The sequence below is a fragment of the Vibrio sp. R11-SG3-ISO3-SZ genome, assembly GCF_059834345.1.
Genome location: NZ_JCBDGX010000002.1, coordinates 1 through 17,154 on the forward strand (window position 1 = coordinate 1; position 17,154 = coordinate 17,154).

14 protein-coding genes, 1 tRNA gene and 2 rRNA genes are annotated in these 17,154 nt (G+C 48.4%); 9 read left to right on the forward strand and 8 right to left on the reverse strand.

Going from position 1 to position 17,154, the window contains the following annotated elements; all coding sequences use genetic code 11:
• Window positions 1-103 precede the first annotated feature (103 nt).
• From rrf (AC6R1O_RS00165) to rrf (AC6R1O_RS00175), 3 genes are all read left to right on the forward strand, one after another.
• Window positions 104-219: ribosomal RNA gene (gene rrf / locus AC6R1O_RS00165) — 5S ribosomal RNA — on the forward strand.
• 135 nt (window positions 220-354) lie between these two features.
• Window positions 355-430 (forward strand) — tRNA-Thr (locus AC6R1O_RS00170).
• A 43-nt stretch (window positions 431-473) separates the two neighbouring features.
• Window positions 474-589: ribosomal RNA gene (rrf, locus tag AC6R1O_RS00175) — 5S ribosomal RNA — on the forward strand.
• A gap of 304 nt (window positions 590-893) precedes the next feature.
• Here rrf (AC6R1O_RS00175) and AC6R1O_RS00180 read toward each other — a convergent pair.
• The 5 genes from AC6R1O_RS00180 to leuA all read right to left on the reverse strand — a co-directional run bounded on the left by AC6R1O_RS00180 (window position 894) and on the right by leuA (window position 6,617).
• A complete protein-coding gene (locus AC6R1O_RS00180; RefSeq protein WP_500656264.1) occupies window positions 894-1,679 on the reverse strand; it encodes a DUF547 domain-containing protein in 786 nt (261 codons plus the stop codon).
• A gap of 131 nt (window positions 1,680-1,810) precedes the next feature.
• Window positions 1,811-2,413: a 3-isopropylmalate dehydratase small subunit gene (leuD, locus tag AC6R1O_RS00185; RefSeq protein ID WP_334554132.1), complete on the reverse strand. Its 603-nt coding sequence runs from the start codon at window positions 2,411-2,413 to the stop codon at window positions 1,811-1,813.
• A gap of 11 nt (window positions 2,414-2,424) precedes the next feature.
• Window positions 2,425-3,825: a 3-isopropylmalate dehydratase large subunit gene (gene leuC / locus AC6R1O_RS00190; protein WP_487901397.1), complete on the reverse strand. Its 1,401-nt coding sequence runs from the start codon at window positions 3,823-3,825 to the stop codon at window positions 2,425-2,427.
• Between the two features lie 97 nt (window positions 3,826-3,922).
• On the reverse strand, window positions 3,923-5,014 hold the full coding sequence (gene leuB / locus AC6R1O_RS00195; protein WP_500656265.1) for a 3-isopropylmalate dehydrogenase: 1,092 nt from the start codon (window positions 5,012-5,014) through the stop codon (window positions 3,923-3,925).
• Between the two features lie 55 nt (window positions 5,015-5,069).
• Window positions 5,070-6,617, reverse strand: coding sequence for a 2-isopropylmalate synthase (leuA, locus tag AC6R1O_RS00200; RefSeq protein WP_500626334.1), 1,548 nt, complete (start codon window positions 6,615-6,617; stop codon window positions 5,070-5,072).
• A gap of 444 nt (window positions 6,618-7,061) precedes the next feature.
• Between leuA and AC6R1O_RS00205 the strand changes: the two genes are divergently transcribed.
• The 6 genes from AC6R1O_RS00205 to ilvN all read left to right on the forward strand — a co-directional run bounded on the left by AC6R1O_RS00205 (window position 7,062) and on the right by ilvN (window position 14,639).
• A complete protein-coding gene (locus AC6R1O_RS00205) occupies window positions 7,062-7,589 on the forward strand; it encodes a phosphatase PAP2 family protein (protein ID WP_487901394.1) in 528 nt (175 codons plus the stop codon).
• A gap of 3 nt (window positions 7,590-7,592) precedes the next feature.
• A complete protein-coding gene (locus tag AC6R1O_RS00210; protein WP_500631824.1) occupies window positions 7,593-8,639 on the forward strand; it encodes an MJ1255/VC2487 family glycosyltransferase in 1,047 nt (348 codons plus the stop codon).
• A 407-nt stretch (window positions 8,640-9,046) separates the two neighbouring features.
• Window positions 9,047-10,006 (forward strand): transcriptional regulator LeuO, encoded by a 960-nt coding sequence (gene leuO, locus AC6R1O_RS00215; RefSeq protein ID WP_500626336.1) that lies wholly within the window; start codon window positions 9,047-9,049, stop codon window positions 10,004-10,006.
• A 166-nt stretch (window positions 10,007-10,172) separates the two neighbouring features.
• Window positions 10,173-11,981, forward strand: coding sequence for an AMP-dependent synthetase/ligase (locus AC6R1O_RS00220; RefSeq protein ID WP_500631823.1), 1,809 nt, complete (start codon window positions 10,173-10,175; stop codon window positions 11,979-11,981).
• 436 nt (window positions 11,982-12,417) lie between these two features.
• Complete coding sequence (locus tag AC6R1O_RS00225; protein ID WP_500626338.1) at window positions 12,418-14,142, forward strand: acetolactate synthase 3 large subunit; 1,725 nt, start codon at window positions 12,418-12,420, stop codon at window positions 14,140-14,142.
• 2 nt (window positions 14,143-14,144) lie between these two features.
• Window positions 14,145-14,639: an acetolactate synthase small subunit gene (ilvN, locus tag AC6R1O_RS00230; protein ID WP_334554152.1), complete on the forward strand. Its 495-nt coding sequence runs from the start codon at window positions 14,145-14,147 to the stop codon at window positions 14,637-14,639.
• 73 nt (window positions 14,640-14,712) lie between these two features.
• Here the strand turns inward: ilvN and serA are convergent, their stop codons facing one another.
• From serA to AC6R1O_RS00245, 3 genes are all read right to left on the reverse strand, one after another.
• Window positions 14,713-15,942: a phosphoglycerate dehydrogenase gene (gene serA / locus AC6R1O_RS00235; RefSeq protein ID WP_487901390.1), complete on the reverse strand. Its 1,230-nt coding sequence runs from the start codon at window positions 15,940-15,942 to the stop codon at window positions 14,713-14,715.
• A gap of 240 nt (window positions 15,943-16,182) precedes the next feature.
• Entirely contained in the window at window positions 16,183-16,839 is a 657-nt protein-coding gene (rpiA, locus tag AC6R1O_RS00240) for a ribose-5-phosphate isomerase RpiA (protein ID WP_334554155.1), read from the reverse strand.
• A 64-nt stretch (window positions 16,840-16,903) separates the two neighbouring features.
• On the reverse strand, window positions 16,904-17,154 hold a 251-nt coding region (locus AC6R1O_RS00245), incomplete at its 5' end, for a 5-formyltetrahydrofolate cyclo-ligase (protein ID WP_500656266.1).

A 17,154-nucleotide genomic window follows, 5' to 3' on the forward strand; every position in this document is an offset into this window, starting at 1 on the left:
ACGAGTTTCTAGTTCCTAGTAGCTAGAAACAATAAACACAGCTTTCCGAATTATTAAGTTCTAGGAACTAGGCACTCACTTCTGAGAACTTAAACAAAATTTGCTTGGCGACCATAGCGATTTGGACCCACCTGATTCCATGCCGAACTCAGAAGTGAAACGAATTAGCGCCGATGGTAGTGTGGGGTTTCCCCATGTGAGAGTAGGACATCGCCAGGCTTCCAATTTCTTTTCACTTTTTATATAGAGTGAAGACAAAGGTAAGACCTCTGATTTTTAGAACAAGGTATCTAAAAATAAAGAGAGCCCGTTGTTAGACGGGTTTTTTTAGTCCACCGACACAAGATTATGAGTGCTGATATAGCTCAGGTGGTAGAGCGCATCCTTGGTAAGGATGAGGTCGGCAGTTCGAATCTGCCTATCAGCACCAGTTATTCGTCTCACTCATCATGGTGAGTAGACAACAAAATTTGCTTGGCGACCATAGCGATTTGGACCCACCTGATTCCATGCCGAACTCAGAAGTGAAACGAATTAGCGCCGATGGTAGTGTGGGGCTTCCCCATGTGAGAGTAGGACATCGCCAGGCTTAAATACTCAAACGCCCAGCTAATTCAGCTGGGCGTTTTTTGTTGTAATTCTCTTAAAAACGTAGAGTGTGGTTTGCGGATCGCCGCACCGCCCATGTGAGAGTAGGACATCGCCAGGCTTAAATACTCAAACGCCCAGCTAATTCAGCTGGGCGTTTCTCGTTGTAATTCTCTTAAAAACGTAGAGTGTGGTTTGCGGATCGCCGCACCGCCCGTGTGAGAGTAGGACATCGCCAGGCTTGAACACTCAAACGCCCAGCTAATCAGCTGGGCGTTTCTCGTTTTTACTCTTGTTGCATTCGACTACTCTTTTCGTTCATTCAGTTGCCAATCGTAATCGTAGCGTATTTTGCCTGAAAACTCGGCCAGTTCCGGGCGGTAGTGGGTTAGGTGATCAAACAGCGCTTCTTTGTCGCCAAAGTCTGCGGCAAACCAATCATAAATTGAGGAGAGAGTGAGTGTCTCACCTTGTATCTCTGCTCCTTTATAACTATTGATAAATGCCTCTGCGGCTTGTTCTAGCAGCGCTTCAGTATTCTCTGCGGTGAACGCAGACGCCTGCAAGTTTGGACAGCCAAGACTGGCGCAATTGACGGCGTAGTGAGTACGAGGATCCTGCCAGATTGGGCGTAAAATGCGGTGCTCGATATCGTTGAGAGTGACCTCTTGGCCATTGATCGTCAGGACATCTTGATCCCAAGGGCCAAAGCTAAATAGCCCACCGAGTTTCGTTATGGATGATACGGGGTAGTGGTCGATGATGAGTTTAACGGTGACGGCATTGTACAGGTTTACCCAATAGGCATATTGCTGGTTCTGGCGTAATTGACGAGGGTCGAGCGTCTCCAATGACTCGATATATCGATTGAGTTTGAGTGTATCTTGAGGCTCAAACGCGCCATAACGCAACAGATGGTCTTCGCCTTGCACAACCAGATATTTATCAAGGAGCTCTTGCCATGCTTGATGAGAGATTGACTCTGCATGTTCCGGGTTGCTTGTGTTCCAATATGCCCAAAGTTTTGATTCGGGTGCAGCCAACGCGGAGATAGGGGCGAGCAGGAGAAGTGCAGCGAGCGATGTTTTCATCTTATACCTTTACAAATCTGATCTGACAAATCGTACATAATGATTGAGACCCGCCGAGTGGCTGATATATTTCATCTTCAGAGTGGTCAAAAAAAAGCTGGCAGGTTGCCAGCTTTATGGTAAGTGCGAGATTAACGCAAGAACTCGGGGATATTCGCCTCAAAAGCGGCGATCTTCTCTTCGTGTTGTAAGGTCAAACCGATGTTGTCGAGTCCATTGAGCAAGCAATGACGACGGAACTCATCGATCTCGAAACTGTACTCTTTGCCGTTAGCACGCACTTTCATCGCTTCTAAGTCCACTTCCACTTCCGCGCCTTCAGTGGCCTCAACAAATTGAAAAATCTCGTCGACTTCTTGTTCTGCTAAGCGCACAGGGACCATTTGGTTGTTGATCGAGTTGCCGTAAAAAATATCGGCAAAGCTCGGCGCGATCATGGCTTTGATACCGTAGTCGGCTAACGCCCAAGGAGCATGTTCACGTGATGAACCACAACCAAAGTTCTCGCGTGCGAGCAGGATTGAGGCCCCTTTATAACGGGGAGCGTTGAGGACGAAGTCCGGGTTAGGCTGTTCGCCGGCATCATCTAGAAATCGCCAATCATGAAAGAGGTGCTTGCCAAACCCTAAGCGCGAAACCTTTTGTAGGAACTGCTTAGGAATGATTGCATCAGTGTCGACATTCGCTGCATCGAGAGGCACAACCAAGCCGGTATGTTGTTTAAATCCTGACATGTGGTGTCTCCTTAGTTTAACTCACGAATATCAACAAAGTGGCCAGCAATGGCGGCAGCCGCGGCCATGGCAGGGCTGACTAGATGGGTACGCCCCCCACGGCCTTGTCGACCTTCAAAATTTCGGTTTGATGTGGAGGCGCAACGCTCTCCTGGCCCTAAGCGGTCATTGTTCATGGCTAGACACATAGAGCAACCAGGTAAGCGCCATTCAAAGCCAGCTTCTTTGAAGATGACATCGAGCCCTTCAGCTTCGGCTTGCGCTTTCACTTGCTCGGAACCCGGTACGATCAACGCTTGCACATGAGCCGCCACTTTGCGTCCTTTCGCCACTGCGGCAGCGGCGCGCATATCCTCGATACGAGAGTTGGTACAAGAACCAACGAATACTTTATCAACGGAGTAGTCAGACAGCGCTTTGCCAGCTTCTAGTCCCATGTAGGCAAGGGCTTTCTCAGCAGAGGCTTTCTCGATAGGATCTTGAAAGCTCTCGGGCGTAGGGATTGGACTATCGACGGCGATCACTTGTCCTGGGTTTGTCCCCCAAGTGACTTGTGGTTTGATGTCTGCACCATTTAGCGTAACGACTGCGTCAAACTTGGCGTCATCGTCGGTTTTCAGGGTTTGCCAATACTCTACGGCAGCGTCCCAGTTGGCACCCGTAGGCGCAAATTTACGACCTTTGATGTAATCGAAAGTGGTTTGATCGGGTGCAATCAGGCCTGCTTTAGCGCCTAATTCAATTGCCATGTTACACACCGTCATACGACCTTCCATCGACAGATCTCGGATCGCTTCACCACAGAACTCGACTACGTAACCCGTGCCGCCTGCGGCAGTGGTCTTCCCTATGATGGCAAGCACGATGTCTTTTGCTGTGATGCCAGGGGCGACCTTGCCTTTGACTTCAATCTTCATTGTTTTGGCGCGCGCTTGCTTCAAGGTTTGAGTGGCAAGCACATGCTCAACTTCTGAGGTGCCGATACCGAATGCCAAGGAACCAAAGGCTCCGTGCGTTGCGGTATGTGAGTCACCACATACGATGGTCATACCCGGAAGCGTAATACCGAGCTCAGGGCCCATTACGTGGACAATGCCTTGGTATTTGTGGTTGATGTCATACAGTGTGACGCCAAATTCTTCACAGTTTTTGGACAGCGTTTCCATCTGGATTCGCGCCATTTCACCGGATGCATTGATGTCTTTGGTGGTGGTCGAGACGTTGTGATCCATGGTTGCGAAGGTCTTGCTGACTTGACGCACGGTGCGTCCTTTCTCACGCAAGCCATCAAACGCTTGTGGTGAGGTCACTTCATGCACTAAGTGACGATCAATATAAAGGATAGGGTTTTCACCCTCGGCTTCGACGGCGATATGTGCGTCATACACCTTTTCGTATAATGTTTTACCCATTGCTCTTCCTCGTCGTCCTTGTCGATAAACCCGCCAATGCCAAGCGGCGATTGGCGGTGTCATGACGACTTATAGTCTGTTGTGTTTGGTCTGTCGATTACGAGTTTAAAATGTATCCAGCGATTTTGTCGCCCATCTCTGAGGTCGTCAGAGCGGGGTTGTTACCAGCAAGGTCTGCGGTAAGCTCGCCAGCGGCTAGCGCTTTTGACACGGCATGTTCAATATCTTGCGCTGCGGCTTCTTCGCCTAGGCTGTAACGCAGCATGAGCGCTGCTGACAGAATTTGCGCTACTGGGTTGGCGATGTTTTTGCCTGCGATGTCCGGGGCACTACCGCCAGCGGGTTCATACAGACCAAACTTGCTCTCATTGAGACTGGCAGAAGGGAGCATACCCATTGAGCCGGTGATCATCGCACATTCATCTGAGATGATGTCGCCAAAAATATTCGAGCACAGCATGACATCAAACTGAGCCGGATCTTTGATAAGCTGCATCGTGGCGTTATCGATGTACATGTGAGAAAGCTCAACATCTGGGTACTCTTTTGCGATCTGTTCCACCACTTCTCGCCATAGAATAGAGCTTTGCAGTACGTTCGCTTTATCAATTGAGCACACTTTCTTGCGGCGCAGCTGTGCAGACTCAAACGCAATACGCGCAATACGCTCGATTTCAAAGCGGTGGTAGACTTCGGTATCAAACGCTTTCTCGTTGGCGCCTTCACCTTCACGTCCTTTCGGTTGACCGAAGTAGATGCCGCCAGTCAGCTCACGCACGACGACGATATCAAAGCCACGCTCAGAGATGTCTGCGCGGAGTGGTGAGAAGGTTTCCAGTCCAGAATGGATTTGAGCTGGGCGCAGGTTGCAAAAGAGTTGGAAATGTTTACGTAGCGGCAGTAACGCACCACGTTCAGGTTGATCGTTTGGCGGTAGATGTTCCCATTTCGGACCACCTACTGAGCCAAATAGAACGGCATCGGACTCTTCACACGCCTTCACCGTGCTCTCTGGGAGTGGCGTACCGTGGTTGTCGATGGCGATGCCACCCACATCATGCTGTTCACGCTCAAAGCGGATTCCGTGCTTACTCTCAATCGCATCCAGTACTTTATTGGCTTGCGCCATTACTTCTGGGCCGATGCCGTCACCAGGGAGAACGGCAATGTTGTACGTTTTGTCTGTCATGTTAATCCTTTAATTTTAATTATCGTGAAGCCTAGAGACCGGAGTCTCAGGCGTCTTATACGGTTGCGATTTTTTTCTGTTTGATTTCAGCAATTTGGTTTGCACGGTGAATGCTGTTGATCACGTGAAGAAGGGCTTGGCCTGAGGCTTCGACAATGTCCGTTGAAACACCGGTACCGTGATATTTTCGGCCTTTGTAGTTGGCGATAATATCCGCTTGGCCCAAACCATCTTCCCCTTCACCTTTGGCGGTTAAGTCAAACTTATCCAGCACAATATCATACCCAGTGACGCGATAGATACACTGGTACAAGGCATCCACCGGGCCATTGCCGACGGCTGCTTCGCAGCGCTCTTCATCACCGCACTGCAACTTGATACTGGTGGTGGCCATTACGCTACCAGATTGCACGCTGAGATAGTTCAACTTGTAGTAGTCATCTTCTTCGCGCAAGTTAGAGAAGTGCATCAAGGCTTCCAAATCGTAGTCAAACACTTGCCCCTTGCGGTCAGCCAGCTTCAAGAAATCTTCGTACAACGCATCTAGGTTGTACTCTTCGCTCTTGTAGCCCATCGAGTCCATATGACTCTTCACCGCGGCACGTCCACTGCGACTGGTTAGGTTCAACGCTTGGTTTTTCAATCCAATCGACTCTGGCGTCATGATTTCGTAAGTGTTCTTATTCTTCAGCATGCCATCTTGGTGAATGCCGGAAGAGTGGCTAAACGCGTTGGCGCCGACGATCGCTTTGTTGGATTGAATCGGCATATTGCACAATTGGCTGACGAGTTTACTGGTGCGATGGATTTCGTCGTGTTTAAGGCCAGTGTGAACGCCAAGCAGTTCTTGACGAGTTTTGATGATCATCGCGATCTCTTCGAGAGAGCAGTTGCCCGCTCGCTCTCCGATGCCATTAATGGTGCCTTCAATTTGACGTGCACCTGCTTGAACCGCTGCAATTGAGTTGGCAACAGACATACCAAGGTCATCGTGACAGTGAACAGAGATAATCGCTTTATCGATGTTTGGCACGCGGTTGAATAGAGTTTGAATAATGCCGCCAAACTCGTTGGGCACCGTGTAGCCTACGGTATCAGGGATATTGATCGTACTGGCACCTGCATCGATCGCCGCTTCGACCATACGACATAGGTTGTCAATTGGAGTACGGCCAGCGTCTTCACACGAGAATTCGACATCATCGGTATAGTTACGCGCATGTTTAACCGCTTTGACACCCATTTCGACTACATCGTCGTAGCTGCGGCGAAGCTTGTCTTGAACGTGCACTGTAGAGGTTGAAATGAAGGTATGGATACGGAATTGGTCTGCGACTTTTAATGCTTCAGCCGCCGCATCGATGTCTTTTGCCACTGCACGAGAAAGCGCACAGATTCGGCTATTTTTGATATTGCGAGCAATCGCTTGGACGGATTCAAAATCACCCGGAGACGATACAGGGAAGCCTGCTTCAATAACATCAACGCCGAGTCTTTCAAGCGCGTAGGCAATCTGCAGTTTCTCTTTAACTGTCAAACTTGCTGACAACGCTTGTTCGCCATCACGCAATGTGGTGTCGAAAATAATGACTTGATCGTTCATGTTTGCTTCCTTAGTGATTTCTACACATTTGAGTGAGTGAATCGATGACTTCCGGTTTCGTTATAGTAAAAAAAAGCCCGCATATTGATGCGGGCTTTTTGAATCTGTGTGGTGGTTTTTCGTCCACAGCCTACCCGCGCGATTTGGTCACGATAAGGAGGAGGCTCAGCAGGAGAGAAAAACGCATATACATGATTAACGTGTCCTTAAAGGTCGTTATATATCCACAAAATTAAGTTAACAAATTAGTACCGTACTCAACCGCATAGGTCAACCCTAAAGTGCAAGTTTTCTCCTCTTTCTTGTTTTCTTTATTTTCAACAGACGCAAAGTTTTGCGTTCTCTACTGAATGTTGATGTCACGCAACTACAGTGAAACGTTCACGAACCTGTCACCAAAAACGCTTAATTTGTCATCAATACCGTCATGGAAAGGAGTCGGTCATGCGTACTATCGAACCTATCGCGAAGTTAGATTTGGCGTTCTCATTGTTTTGCTTGCAGCACAAGTTTTCTTGGCCTGTGTCTCGCTTGAGCAAAGCCGTTTCTCACACAGGTGATGGGCACCTCTATGTGTTATTTGGCGCTCTAGCGTGGGGCTGGGGTGGCGATACTGGGGCTTGGTTTCTGCTTGTTGGTTTAACGGCGTTTCTTATCGAGCTTCCGATTTACTGGACGTTGAAAAACCTATTTAAGCGCCGCCGTCCGCAGGAGTTGTCAGATCTGGTGCCCTCTTTTATTACGCCATCCGATCGCTACAGTTTACCCTCTGGGCATACGGCAGCGGCGTTCTTAATGGCCACCTTGATCGGACACTTTTATCCAGGCTTAGCGGTCATCGCGTTAGTCTGGGCCTGTTTCATCGCCTTATCTCGTATCTTGTTGGGTGTCCATTTTCTCACTGATGTGTTGTTAGGCGCCGTCTTGGGCATGATGTGTGCTCAAGCTGCCCTCACCCTGATTGGAGGTTAATGAGTGAAAATACTGTATGGCGTTCAAGGCACTGGTAATGGTCATATCGCTCGTGCAAGAGCAATGGCACAGTGTTTAAAAAAGAGCGGGTTGGAGGTGCAGTTTCTCTTTTCTGGGCGAGAAAAGTCTAAGTACTTCTCTATGGAGGAGTTTGGCGACTATCAAACTCGGCAAGGCTTTTCATTTGTGACCAATAAAGGTCAGGTGGATTACCTAAAAACCGCCTTGAGCAATAACCCCTGGCACTTTTGGCGAGAAGTCAAACAGCTCGACTTATCTCAGTACGATCTCGTCCTCAATGATTTCGAGCCTGTGTCTGCTTGGGCCGCACGGCAACAAAACATCCCATCGATTAGCATCAGCCACCAAAACGCCTTTCGCTACCCTGTCCCTTTACGTGGCGCGAGTTGGTTTGATAGACAAGTCATCGAGCATTTTGCCCCAGCCAATTATCACATCGGGTTGCATTGGTATCATTTTGATCAACCCATTTTGCCACCAATTGTGCATACGCACAGAGAAGAAGTGGCAGAAGAAGCGTTTATTTTGGTTTATTTGCCGTTTGAAAGCACCGCCGACATTTCGGAGTTGTTGCTTCGCTTTGTTAACCATCGCTTTATCTGTTATCACCCAGAAATCATCGAACCTGAACTTATCGACAATATCGAGTTTATGCCACTCAGCGTCTCCTCTTTTCATCACCATCTCAATCGCTGCGGTGGGGTGATTGCCAATGGTGGTTTTGAGCTGCCATCAGAAGCGTTGACGTTGGGTAAGAAGCTGCTACTCAAGCCCTTGAGTGGGCAGTTTGAGCAACTGAGCAATGTGGCAACATTAGAGGATCTCGGGTTGGCGTCGTCGATGGAGATGTTGGATGCCTCGATTGTTCGTCGTTGGCTCGATGAGCCTGGAGCAGAGAGTGTGAATTACCCCGATGTCGCACAGGCAATTGTGGCGTGGATTGAAAAAGGGCGTTGGGATGATCAGTTGGCGTTGACCGGTGAACTATGGGAGCGAGTGGATTTTCCAAGTTATGTTACCCCCTCCTAGCGTTGAGATAGGCGCTACGTTGATTCGACAAAAACAGCATCAGTTATTGATGCTGTTTTTGTATCTGCGAGAGTAACTATTGATTCCCTCCATAATAGCGGCGCGATATGGAAATGCGCTAGGTATATAAAATATTTGTATATTTCTATAAAAAACAGCGTTTTAGTTATTTTTATATGTGGATTAACATGTTGATTTGTAAGTTCTTTCTGATTTGTATGATAAAAAATACTGATTAAATATCAATCTAGTTGATAAGCGCAGTTTGATTCGTTGATAGTAGTAATGCGTTAGGAAATATCTGACTTAGAAATACGAGTGCCATCCCGTGCCACGGCTTTCTGTTCCCCACCTATTCGCATCAAAAATATTGAATGAATTTGACGAATTTTAATGAGGCTTGCCAAATGAATGACAAGAAAGAATCGGTTAGCGCTATGTCTAGCTACCGTATGGAAAGTACGTTACGTGGAGTGGATCTCAACCTATTAACCGTGTTTGATGCAGTGATGCAAGAGCAAAACATCACACGCGCTGCGCATAACTTGGGCATGTCTCAACCTGCAGTGAGCAACGCTGTCGCACGCCTAAAAGTGATGTTTAATGACGAACTCTTTATGCGTCAAGGTCGCGGTATCCAGCCGACTCAACGCGCTCGCCAACTGTTTGGCCCTGTGCGCCAAGCGTTGCAACTGATCCGTAACGAGCTGCCAAGTTCTGTGTTTTCTCCTGAAACGTCAACACGTCTTTTCAAGCTTGGTATTTGCAGCCCTTGTGACATGCGTTTTGCACCAAAAATCATGGCAACGATTCACGAGTTGGCACCGAATGTTCAACTGCACCTCGATGCGGAATTTGACCGTCAATTGGCTGAGCGCATGCGTTATCAAGAAATTGATTTTGTGATTGATTACGCCCGTTTTGATGAGCAAGGTTTCTCAAGCACAGAAATCTTCCAAGACGAATTGGTTGTCGTCGCATCAAAAGCACACTCGCGCATTAACGGCAGCGTGAGCGCAGATGACTTGCTGCGTGAGCGTCACGCAAAACTGTCTAAAATCCATGGTCAACGTAGCTTCTCTGAGCAAGCTTATCGTGATCTAGACTTACAAGCGTACTATGAAGGTACGAGCTTGAGTAACGTGCTGTACGTGGTCGGTCAGTCAGAGCTCGTGACTATCGCACCGCGTTGGATGGTTGAAAATGCCGCCAACAAAGAGCAGCTACAAGTACTTGAGTTCCCGTTTGAGAACGCCAGTATCAGTGGCTACCTCAGCTGGCACGAGTCGAGTGAAAAAGACAAAGGCCACATCTGGTTGCGTGATCAACTGATGATGGTGTGCGGTGAAGTGGTCGCTTTAAACTAATTGACACACTTTTCTTGTATTAAAAAACCTTGGGTGGCTCTGGCCTCCCGAGGTTTTTTACTATTTAGCGGCAGAAGTTTGATGAGTGTCAGTTGCCTTTTCAAACTTGAAATGTACACTTGTGCGCTGAAATAAGGCTTACAGGTGTAAGCTAAAGGTAGAAGTGATGGCCAATTTAGATTTTCATATCGTACAACGAATTCGAGACAGAATTGCACAAGGCGCCGAGCGCGCCGCGCTCAAGCACAAAGTGAACGGTGCTTGGCAAGACATCAGTTGGAAGCAGTTCGGTCAGCAAGTGGACGCCGTGTCGCTTGCACTATTGGCTCAAGGATTGAGAATACAAGATAAAGTCGGCATTTTTTCCAACAACATGCCGCAATGGACCATCGCTGATATCGGTGCGCTGCAAGCCCGTATCGTGACTGTTCCTATTTATCCGACCAACACCGCCGCCCAGTCCGCATACATCGTAGAAAACGCAGATGTGAAAGTACTGTTTGTTGGCGAGCAAGCCCAGTTTGATGCGGCGTTAGAGATCACGACACTGTGCCCGCAGCTTGAGTTGATTGTCGCTATGTCCGATGACATCGAATTAGGGGATGCGCCGAACGCGATGAGCTGGAAAGGGTTTATTGCCAGCGGCAGCCAAGCGCACCAAGCGGAGCTTGACGCGCGTTTAAGCCAAGCAAACGCCGATGATCTGCTCACACTGATTTACACCTCAGGTACCACAGGTCAGCCAAAAGGCGTGATGCTCGATTACGCTAACATTGCCGCGCAACTCGAAGGGCATGACAAACGTCTGAGCCTCTCTCAAGAGGATGTGTCGCTCTGTTTCTTACCGTTGTCTCACGTGTTCGAGCGGGCGTGGACTTACTACGTGCTCTACAAAGGCGCGACCAACTGCTATCTGCAAGACACCATGCAAGTGCGTGATGCCTTAGGCGAAGTGCGCCCTACTGTGATGTGTGCGGTGCCAAGATTTTACGAGAAAATCTTCTCGGCCATTCATGAAAAAGTGTCTAAAGCCCCACTGATTCGCAAAGTGCTGTTCACTTGGGCGGTGAATATGGGCGCTAAGGTGTCGGCGTGTCATCAAGAGGGACGAAAGCCTTCTTTTCTACTGAAAAAGTCACATGCGCTTGCGGATAAGTTGGTTTTGTCGAAGTTGCGTGCTTTATTGGGTGGTCGCATCAATTTTATGCCTTGTGGCGGCGCAAAGCTTGATGAAACCATTGGCCGTTTTTTCCATGCCTTAGGCATTAACGTCAAGTTAGGCTACGGTATGACGGAAACCACCGCGACAGTGTCATGCTGGAGCGATACCGGTTTTAACCCTGACTCTATTGGTGTCACTATGCCCGGTGCGCAAGTGAAAATCGGAGAGAACAACGAGATTCTCGTTCGTGGCCCTATGGTTATGCGTGGCTATTACAAAATGCCTGAAGAGACAGCGAAGAGTTTTGACGAGCAAGGCTTCTTGAAGACAGGAGACGCGGGGCATATTGATGAGGATGGCCATCTCTTTATTACCGACCGTATCAAAGAGCTGATGAAAACCTCCGGCGGTAAATACATTGCGCCTCAAGTGGTTGAAGGGGCGATCGGCAAAGATCACTTCATTGAGCAGGTGGCGGTGATTGCCGATACGCGCAAATTTGTCTCCGCTCTGATTGTGCCTTGTTTTGACAGCTTGGAAGAGTACGCCAAAGAGTTGAACATTAAGTATCACGACAGGGTCGAGCTGATAAAACACCACCAAGTGGTCGAAATGCTGGAAAAGCGAGTCAAAGATCTGCAAAAAGAGTTGGCCAACTTTGAGCAAGTGAAAAAGTTCAAACTATTGCCTAAAGCCTTCTCAATGGACGATGGCGAGCTAACGCCAACTCAAAAACTGCGAAGAAAAGTGATTAATGATAAATATCAGGACGAAATCGAAGAAATGTACAGTGATAAGCCGGAACGCAAGTAGTTCCGCGCTAGGATAATTTTTCGATTGATGAAAAATCCCTCAATGGCATACATGAGTCATTGAGGGATTTTTTTTGCGCTTTACTCATCAGCTTTAGCCAATGAGATTAGGGTGATAAGAAGTGATGAAACAATATATATGACTAAAATTTTCCATTACTTTAATGCCTTGTATTGCTTTGGTGCCACTTGGTGAGTATTTAAGGCCCTGTTTCCTTGTTTAGTAGCATCTTGTCAATTTTGCGAGGTAAATCGCATTAGACCTGGTGCTAATTAAACGTTACATTTGTTGCGTTACCTTGCTTTTTGTTACGACAGAGCAGGACATAGCCGAAAAAGTGTATGTATTTCGATTAGGCTACGAATAAGCCCTAGACTATGTAAAACCAGCTCAATTGATTGACCTTATTGATTGAGGTACTGGTAAGGAGAAAAATATGGCAGCAATGTTGTCCGGAGCAGAGATGGTGGTGCAATCTCTGATCGAAGAAGGCGTTGAACAGATTTTTGGATACCCAGGTGGTTCCGTTCTTGATATCTATGATGCGCTGCACGCCAAAACCGACCAAATCAAGCACGTTCTCGTGCGTCACGAACAAGCCGCTACCCACATGGCCGACGGCTATGCAAGAGCAACGGGCAATCCAGGTGTGGTGCTTGTCTGTTCTGGACCCGGTGCGACCAATACCATTACGGGGATCGCGACGGCGTACATGGATTCTATCCCGATGATCGTCATTTCTGGCAACGTGCCCAATAACCTGATTGGCAACGATGCGTTCCAAGAGTGTGACATTGTTGGTGTCTCTCGTCCTGTGGTAAAACACAGCTTTTTGGTGAAAAAAGCGGAAGATATTCCTGAAACGGTCAAAAAAGCCTTTTATATTGCCACTACCGGACGACCAGGTCCTGTGGTGATTGATTTGCCTAAGGATGTGATGAATCCTCTGGTGAAGCTGCCTTACGAGTATCCTTCATCCATCTCAATGCGCTCTTATAAGCCGACAACCAGCGGGCACAAAGGGCAGATCAAAAAGGCGCTGAAAGCGCTGCTCGACGCGAAAAAGCCGGTTCTTTATGTCGGTGGTGGCGCGGTGATCGCCGAAGCAGATAAACCGCTGCTCAAATTGGCAGAAGCGCTGAATTTGCCGGTTGTTAGCACACTGATGGGGCTAGGGGCTTTTCCCGGCACACACAAAAATGCGCTCGGTATGCTCGGGATGCATGGTCTGTATGAAGCAAACATGGCGATGCATAACGCCGATCTGATCTTTGGTGTTGGGGTTCGCTTTGATGATCGCACCACCAACAATCTAGAGAAATATTGTCCCGATGCGAAAGTTATGCATGTCGACATTGATCCCTCATCCATCTCTAAAAACGTCAAAGCGGATCTGCCGATCGTCGGCTCTGCGGACAAAGTACTGCAAGCTATGGTTGATCTGCTAGAAGATCAACAAGCATCCAACGATCAACAAGCATTGACTCGCTGGTGGGACGACATTCAAACATGGCGCGATCGCGCTTGCTTAGCGTATGAAACCTCTCCAGAGCGGATTAAGCCTCAGCAAGTTATCGAGACACTGCACAAGCTGACGAATGGCGACGCTTATGTGGCTTCTGATGTTGGTCAGCACCAGATGTTTGCCGCGCTCTACTATCCGTTTAATAAACCTCGCCGCTGGATCAATTCTGGTGGTCTAGGCACGATGGGCTTTGGCCTTCCTGCGGGTATGGGAGTGAAATTTGCTAAGCCGAATGAAGAAGTGGTTGTCGTGACGGGCGATGGCAGTATTCAGATGAACATCCAAGAGCTCTCTACGGCGATGCAGTATGATATTCCGGTGAAGATCATTAACCTCAACAACCGTTTCTTGGGCATGGTCAAACAGTGGCAAGACATTATCTACCAAGGGCGACACTCCAACTCCTACATGAGTTCTGTTCCTGACTTTGCAGCCATTGCACAGGCGTATGGGCATGTGGGTATCCGTATCGAAACCCCCGATCAGCTGGAAGCGGGCCTAAAGCAAGCTTTGGATATGAAAGATCGTTTGGTGTTTGTGGATATCAATGTCGATGAAACAGAGCACGTTTACCCAATGCAGATCAAAGGCGAGGGTATGGACAAAATGTGGTTGAGCAAAACGGAGAGAACCTAATTATGCGACATATTATTTCACTACTACTGGAAAACCAGCCGGGCGCCTTGTCTCGCGTGGTGGGGCTATTCTCTCAGCGTGGCTACAACATTGAGTCATTGACGGTATCACCGACAGACGATGAGACCTTATCACGCCTCAACATTACGACCATTTCAGATAACATGCAGCTTGAACAGATTCAAAAGCAACTGCACAAGCTGATTGACGTGCTGAAAGTGCAAGAAGTCACCGAGTTTGAGCATATCGAACGCGAACTGATGATGGTGAAAGTCAAAGCCAGTGGCTTTGCTCGCGCTGAAGTGAAGCGCACGGCGGATATTTTCCGCGGCCAAATTGTCGATGTGACCTCTTCGCAATACACCGTTCAGTTGGCCGGGACCAGCGACAAACTGGATGCCTTCATTCAAGCGATTTCTGAAGTGACGGACGTGATTGAAGTGGCGCGAAGTGGCGTGGTAGGCATTGCTCGCGGAGAGCGAACGCTCAAGCCATAAACCCATCTTTAATTAAGTTTATCCCAATAAAAAACCACCTCGCGGTGGTTTTTTATTGCTGCTCAACGAACCATTAGTGCAGGATTCGCGCGCGAATGGTGCCTTCAATGCTTTTTAGCTTCTCAAGCGCCTCTTCAGAGCGGCCCGTTTCAACGTCAATCACCACGTAGCCGATCTCTGCGCTGGTTTGCAGATACTGAGCCGCGATGTTGATGCCGTCTTCTGCGAAGATGGTGTTAATTTGCGTCAGGATGCCAGGACGGTTTTTGTGAATGTGCAGCAAACGCGAGCAGTCACGGTGTTCAGGCAACGACACCTCTGGGAAGTTAACACTCGATAGGGTTGACCCGTTGTCTGAGTATTTCGCTAATTTACCCGCGACTTCTACGCCGATGTTCTCTTGCGCTTCTTGTGTCGAACCGCCGACATGAGGAGTGAGGATAACGTTATCAAACTTCTGTAATGGCGATTCAAATGGGTCCGCATTGGTCTTTGGTTCCACCGGGAACACATCAATCGCCGCGCCAGCTAGGTGGCCTGATTCCATTGCATGGCACAGCGCTTCAATATCCACCACGGTACCACGAGCGGCGTTGATGAAGATTGAGCCTGGCTTCATGCGAGCAAACTCTTCCGCGCCCATCATGTTTTTGGTTTCTGGCGTTTCTGGTACGTGCAGAGAGATGACATCACACTTATTGAGAAGCTCACTCATGGTGTGGACTTGTGTCGCGTTGCCAAGAGAGAGTTTGTTTTCAATGTCGTAGTAGTAGACGCGCATACCCAAGTTTTCAGCGATGATGCCAAGCTGGGTACCGATGTGACCGTAACCAATGATGCCAAGGCGTTTACCGCGTGCTTCGTAAGAGTGATCGGCACTCTTCTTCCAAATGCCACGGTGGGCAAGGGCATTCTTTTCAGGGATACCGCGAAGGAGTAGGAGAACTTGACCTAGCACCAACTCTGCCACACTGCGCGTGTTTGAGAATGGGGCGTTAAACACTGGAATACCGCGAACGGACGCCGCATTAAGATCCACTTGGTTGGTACCAATACAAAAACAGCCAATCGCGACTAACTTTTCTGCAGCATCAATCACTTCCTTGGAAAGATTGGTGCGCGAGCGAATACCAATAAAGTGGGCATCTTTAACGGCTTCTAGAAGCTCATCTTCTGCAAGGGAACCTTTATGGTACTCAATGTTGGAGTAGCCAGCGGCTTGCAAAACTTCGACCGACGATGGGTGAAGGCCTTCTAGGAGTAGAATCTTAATTTTGTCTTTTTCCAGTGAAACTTTGGCCATTATGTTCATCCTTATAATGGGAAATTGGGGCTTAACTGGCGCACATGTTAAATGACAACGTTTTTTCGACACTTAGTGTGACGCAAACGTTTTCCTTGTGCGTCTTCTGCTCACTAAGTTAACAAAAAAAATACAGCTTGGGTAAGAAAATTACGGAATAAGGAATAATTTTTATCGGGCTAAAAAGAAAAACGGCACCTAAAGGCGCCGTTTGTAAGGAAATAACTAAATTAAGTCGTTTTATGCCTCGATTTGGGCTCCGTTTGGTGTCCCGGTGATCACGACATCCGCGCCGCGATGAGCGAATAGGCCAACGGTCACGACGCCTGCGATGGCATTGATCTGATCTTCGGTCTTTTTAGGTTCAACAATCTTCATATTGTGAACGTCGAGAATGATGTTGCCATTGTCGGTCAGAACACCTTCACGGTAGACAGGCTCACCACCAAGTTTAACCAGCTCACGTGCAACGTAAGCGCGAGCCATAGGGATGACTTCAACAGGCAATGGGAATTGACCAAGAACGTCAACGGCTTTGGTGTTGTCGACAATACAGATGAACTTGTCGGAAATCGCCGCGACGATCTTTTCACGAGTCAGTGCCGCGCCGCCACCTTTGATCATTTCACGTGCTGGGTTGATCTCATCCGCGCCATCGACGTAAACATCCAGTTTGGTCACGTCATTGCAATCAAACACTTCGATACCGAGTCCTTTGAGTTTCTCGGTGGAAGCTTCAGAGCTGGATACGGCACCTTTGATGTCGTCTTTCATTGTGCCCAATGCATCGATGAAGTGATTCACAGTGGAGCCTGTACCCACACCGACAATGCTGCCTTTTTCGACATATTGTAGTGCAGCCCAGCCGGCTTCTTTTTTCATTTCATCTTGAGTCATGCCCATCTCCTAAATGCGGTGTAAATATCGGTGAATTGCGCGCGATTATAGCCGCAAATGGCGTCTATTCCCAATCCCATATCCGGCTTGGGGTCACTATTTTTGGAAGTGGCACGTCCCATTGCTCAGCAGGTAGGACATCAACGTGTTGGCAATCATGGGCTAAGCCAATTGGCTTTGCGCCTTGCGAGCAGGCAAACCATTTGGCTAAGGTACGATCGTAGTAGCCGCCGCCCATGCCAAGGCGTTGGCCACTGGAGTCAAACCCGACCAAAGGTGTGCAGATTAAATCCAGTTTTTCTACCGGGATGACTT

Excerpts from the sequence above, each read along its gene's own strand:
- AC6R1O_RS00180 (WP_500656264.1), bottom strand. The coding sequence starts at position 1,679 with ATGAAAACATCGCTCGCTGCACTTCTCCTGCTCGCCCCTATCTCCGCG.
- leuD (WP_334554132.1), bottom strand. The coding sequence starts at position 2,413 with ATGTCAGGATTTAAACAACATACCGGCTTGGTTGTGCCTCTCGATGCA.
- leuC (WP_487901397.1), bottom strand. The coding sequence starts at position 3,825 with ATGGGTAAAACATTATACGAAAAGGTGTATGACGCACATATCGCCGTC.
- leuB (WP_500656265.1), bottom strand. The coding sequence starts at position 5,014 with ATGACAGACAAAACGTACAACATTGCCGTTCTCCCTGGTGACGGCATC.
- leuA (WP_500626334.1), bottom strand. The coding sequence starts at position 6,617 with ATGAACGATCAAGTCATTATTTTCGACACCACATTGCGTGATGGCGAA.
- AC6R1O_RS00205 (WP_487901394.1), top strand. The coding sequence starts at position 7,062 with ATGCGTACTATCGAACCTATCGCGAAGTTAGATTTGGCGTTCTCATTG.
- leuO (WP_500626336.1), top strand. The coding sequence starts at position 9,047 with ATGAATGACAAGAAAGAATCGGTTAGCGCTATGTCTAGCTACCGTATG.
- AC6R1O_RS00220 (WP_500631823.1), top strand. The coding sequence starts at position 10,173 with ATGGCCAATTTAGATTTTCATATCGTACAACGAATTCGAGACAGAATT.
- AC6R1O_RS00225 (WP_500626338.1), top strand. The coding sequence starts at position 12,418 with ATGGCAGCAATGTTGTCCGGAGCAGAGATGGTGGTGCAATCTCTGATC.
- ilvN (WP_334554152.1), top strand. The coding sequence starts at position 14,145 with ATGCGACATATTATTTCACTACTACTGGAAAACCAGCCGGGCGCCTTG.
- serA (WP_487901390.1), bottom strand. The coding sequence starts at position 15,942 with ATGGCCAAAGTTTCACTGGAAAAAGACAAAATTAAGATTCTACTCCTA.
- rpiA (WP_334554155.1), bottom strand. The coding sequence starts at position 16,839 with ATGACTCAAGATGAAATGAAAAAAGAAGCCGGCTGGGCTGCACTACAA.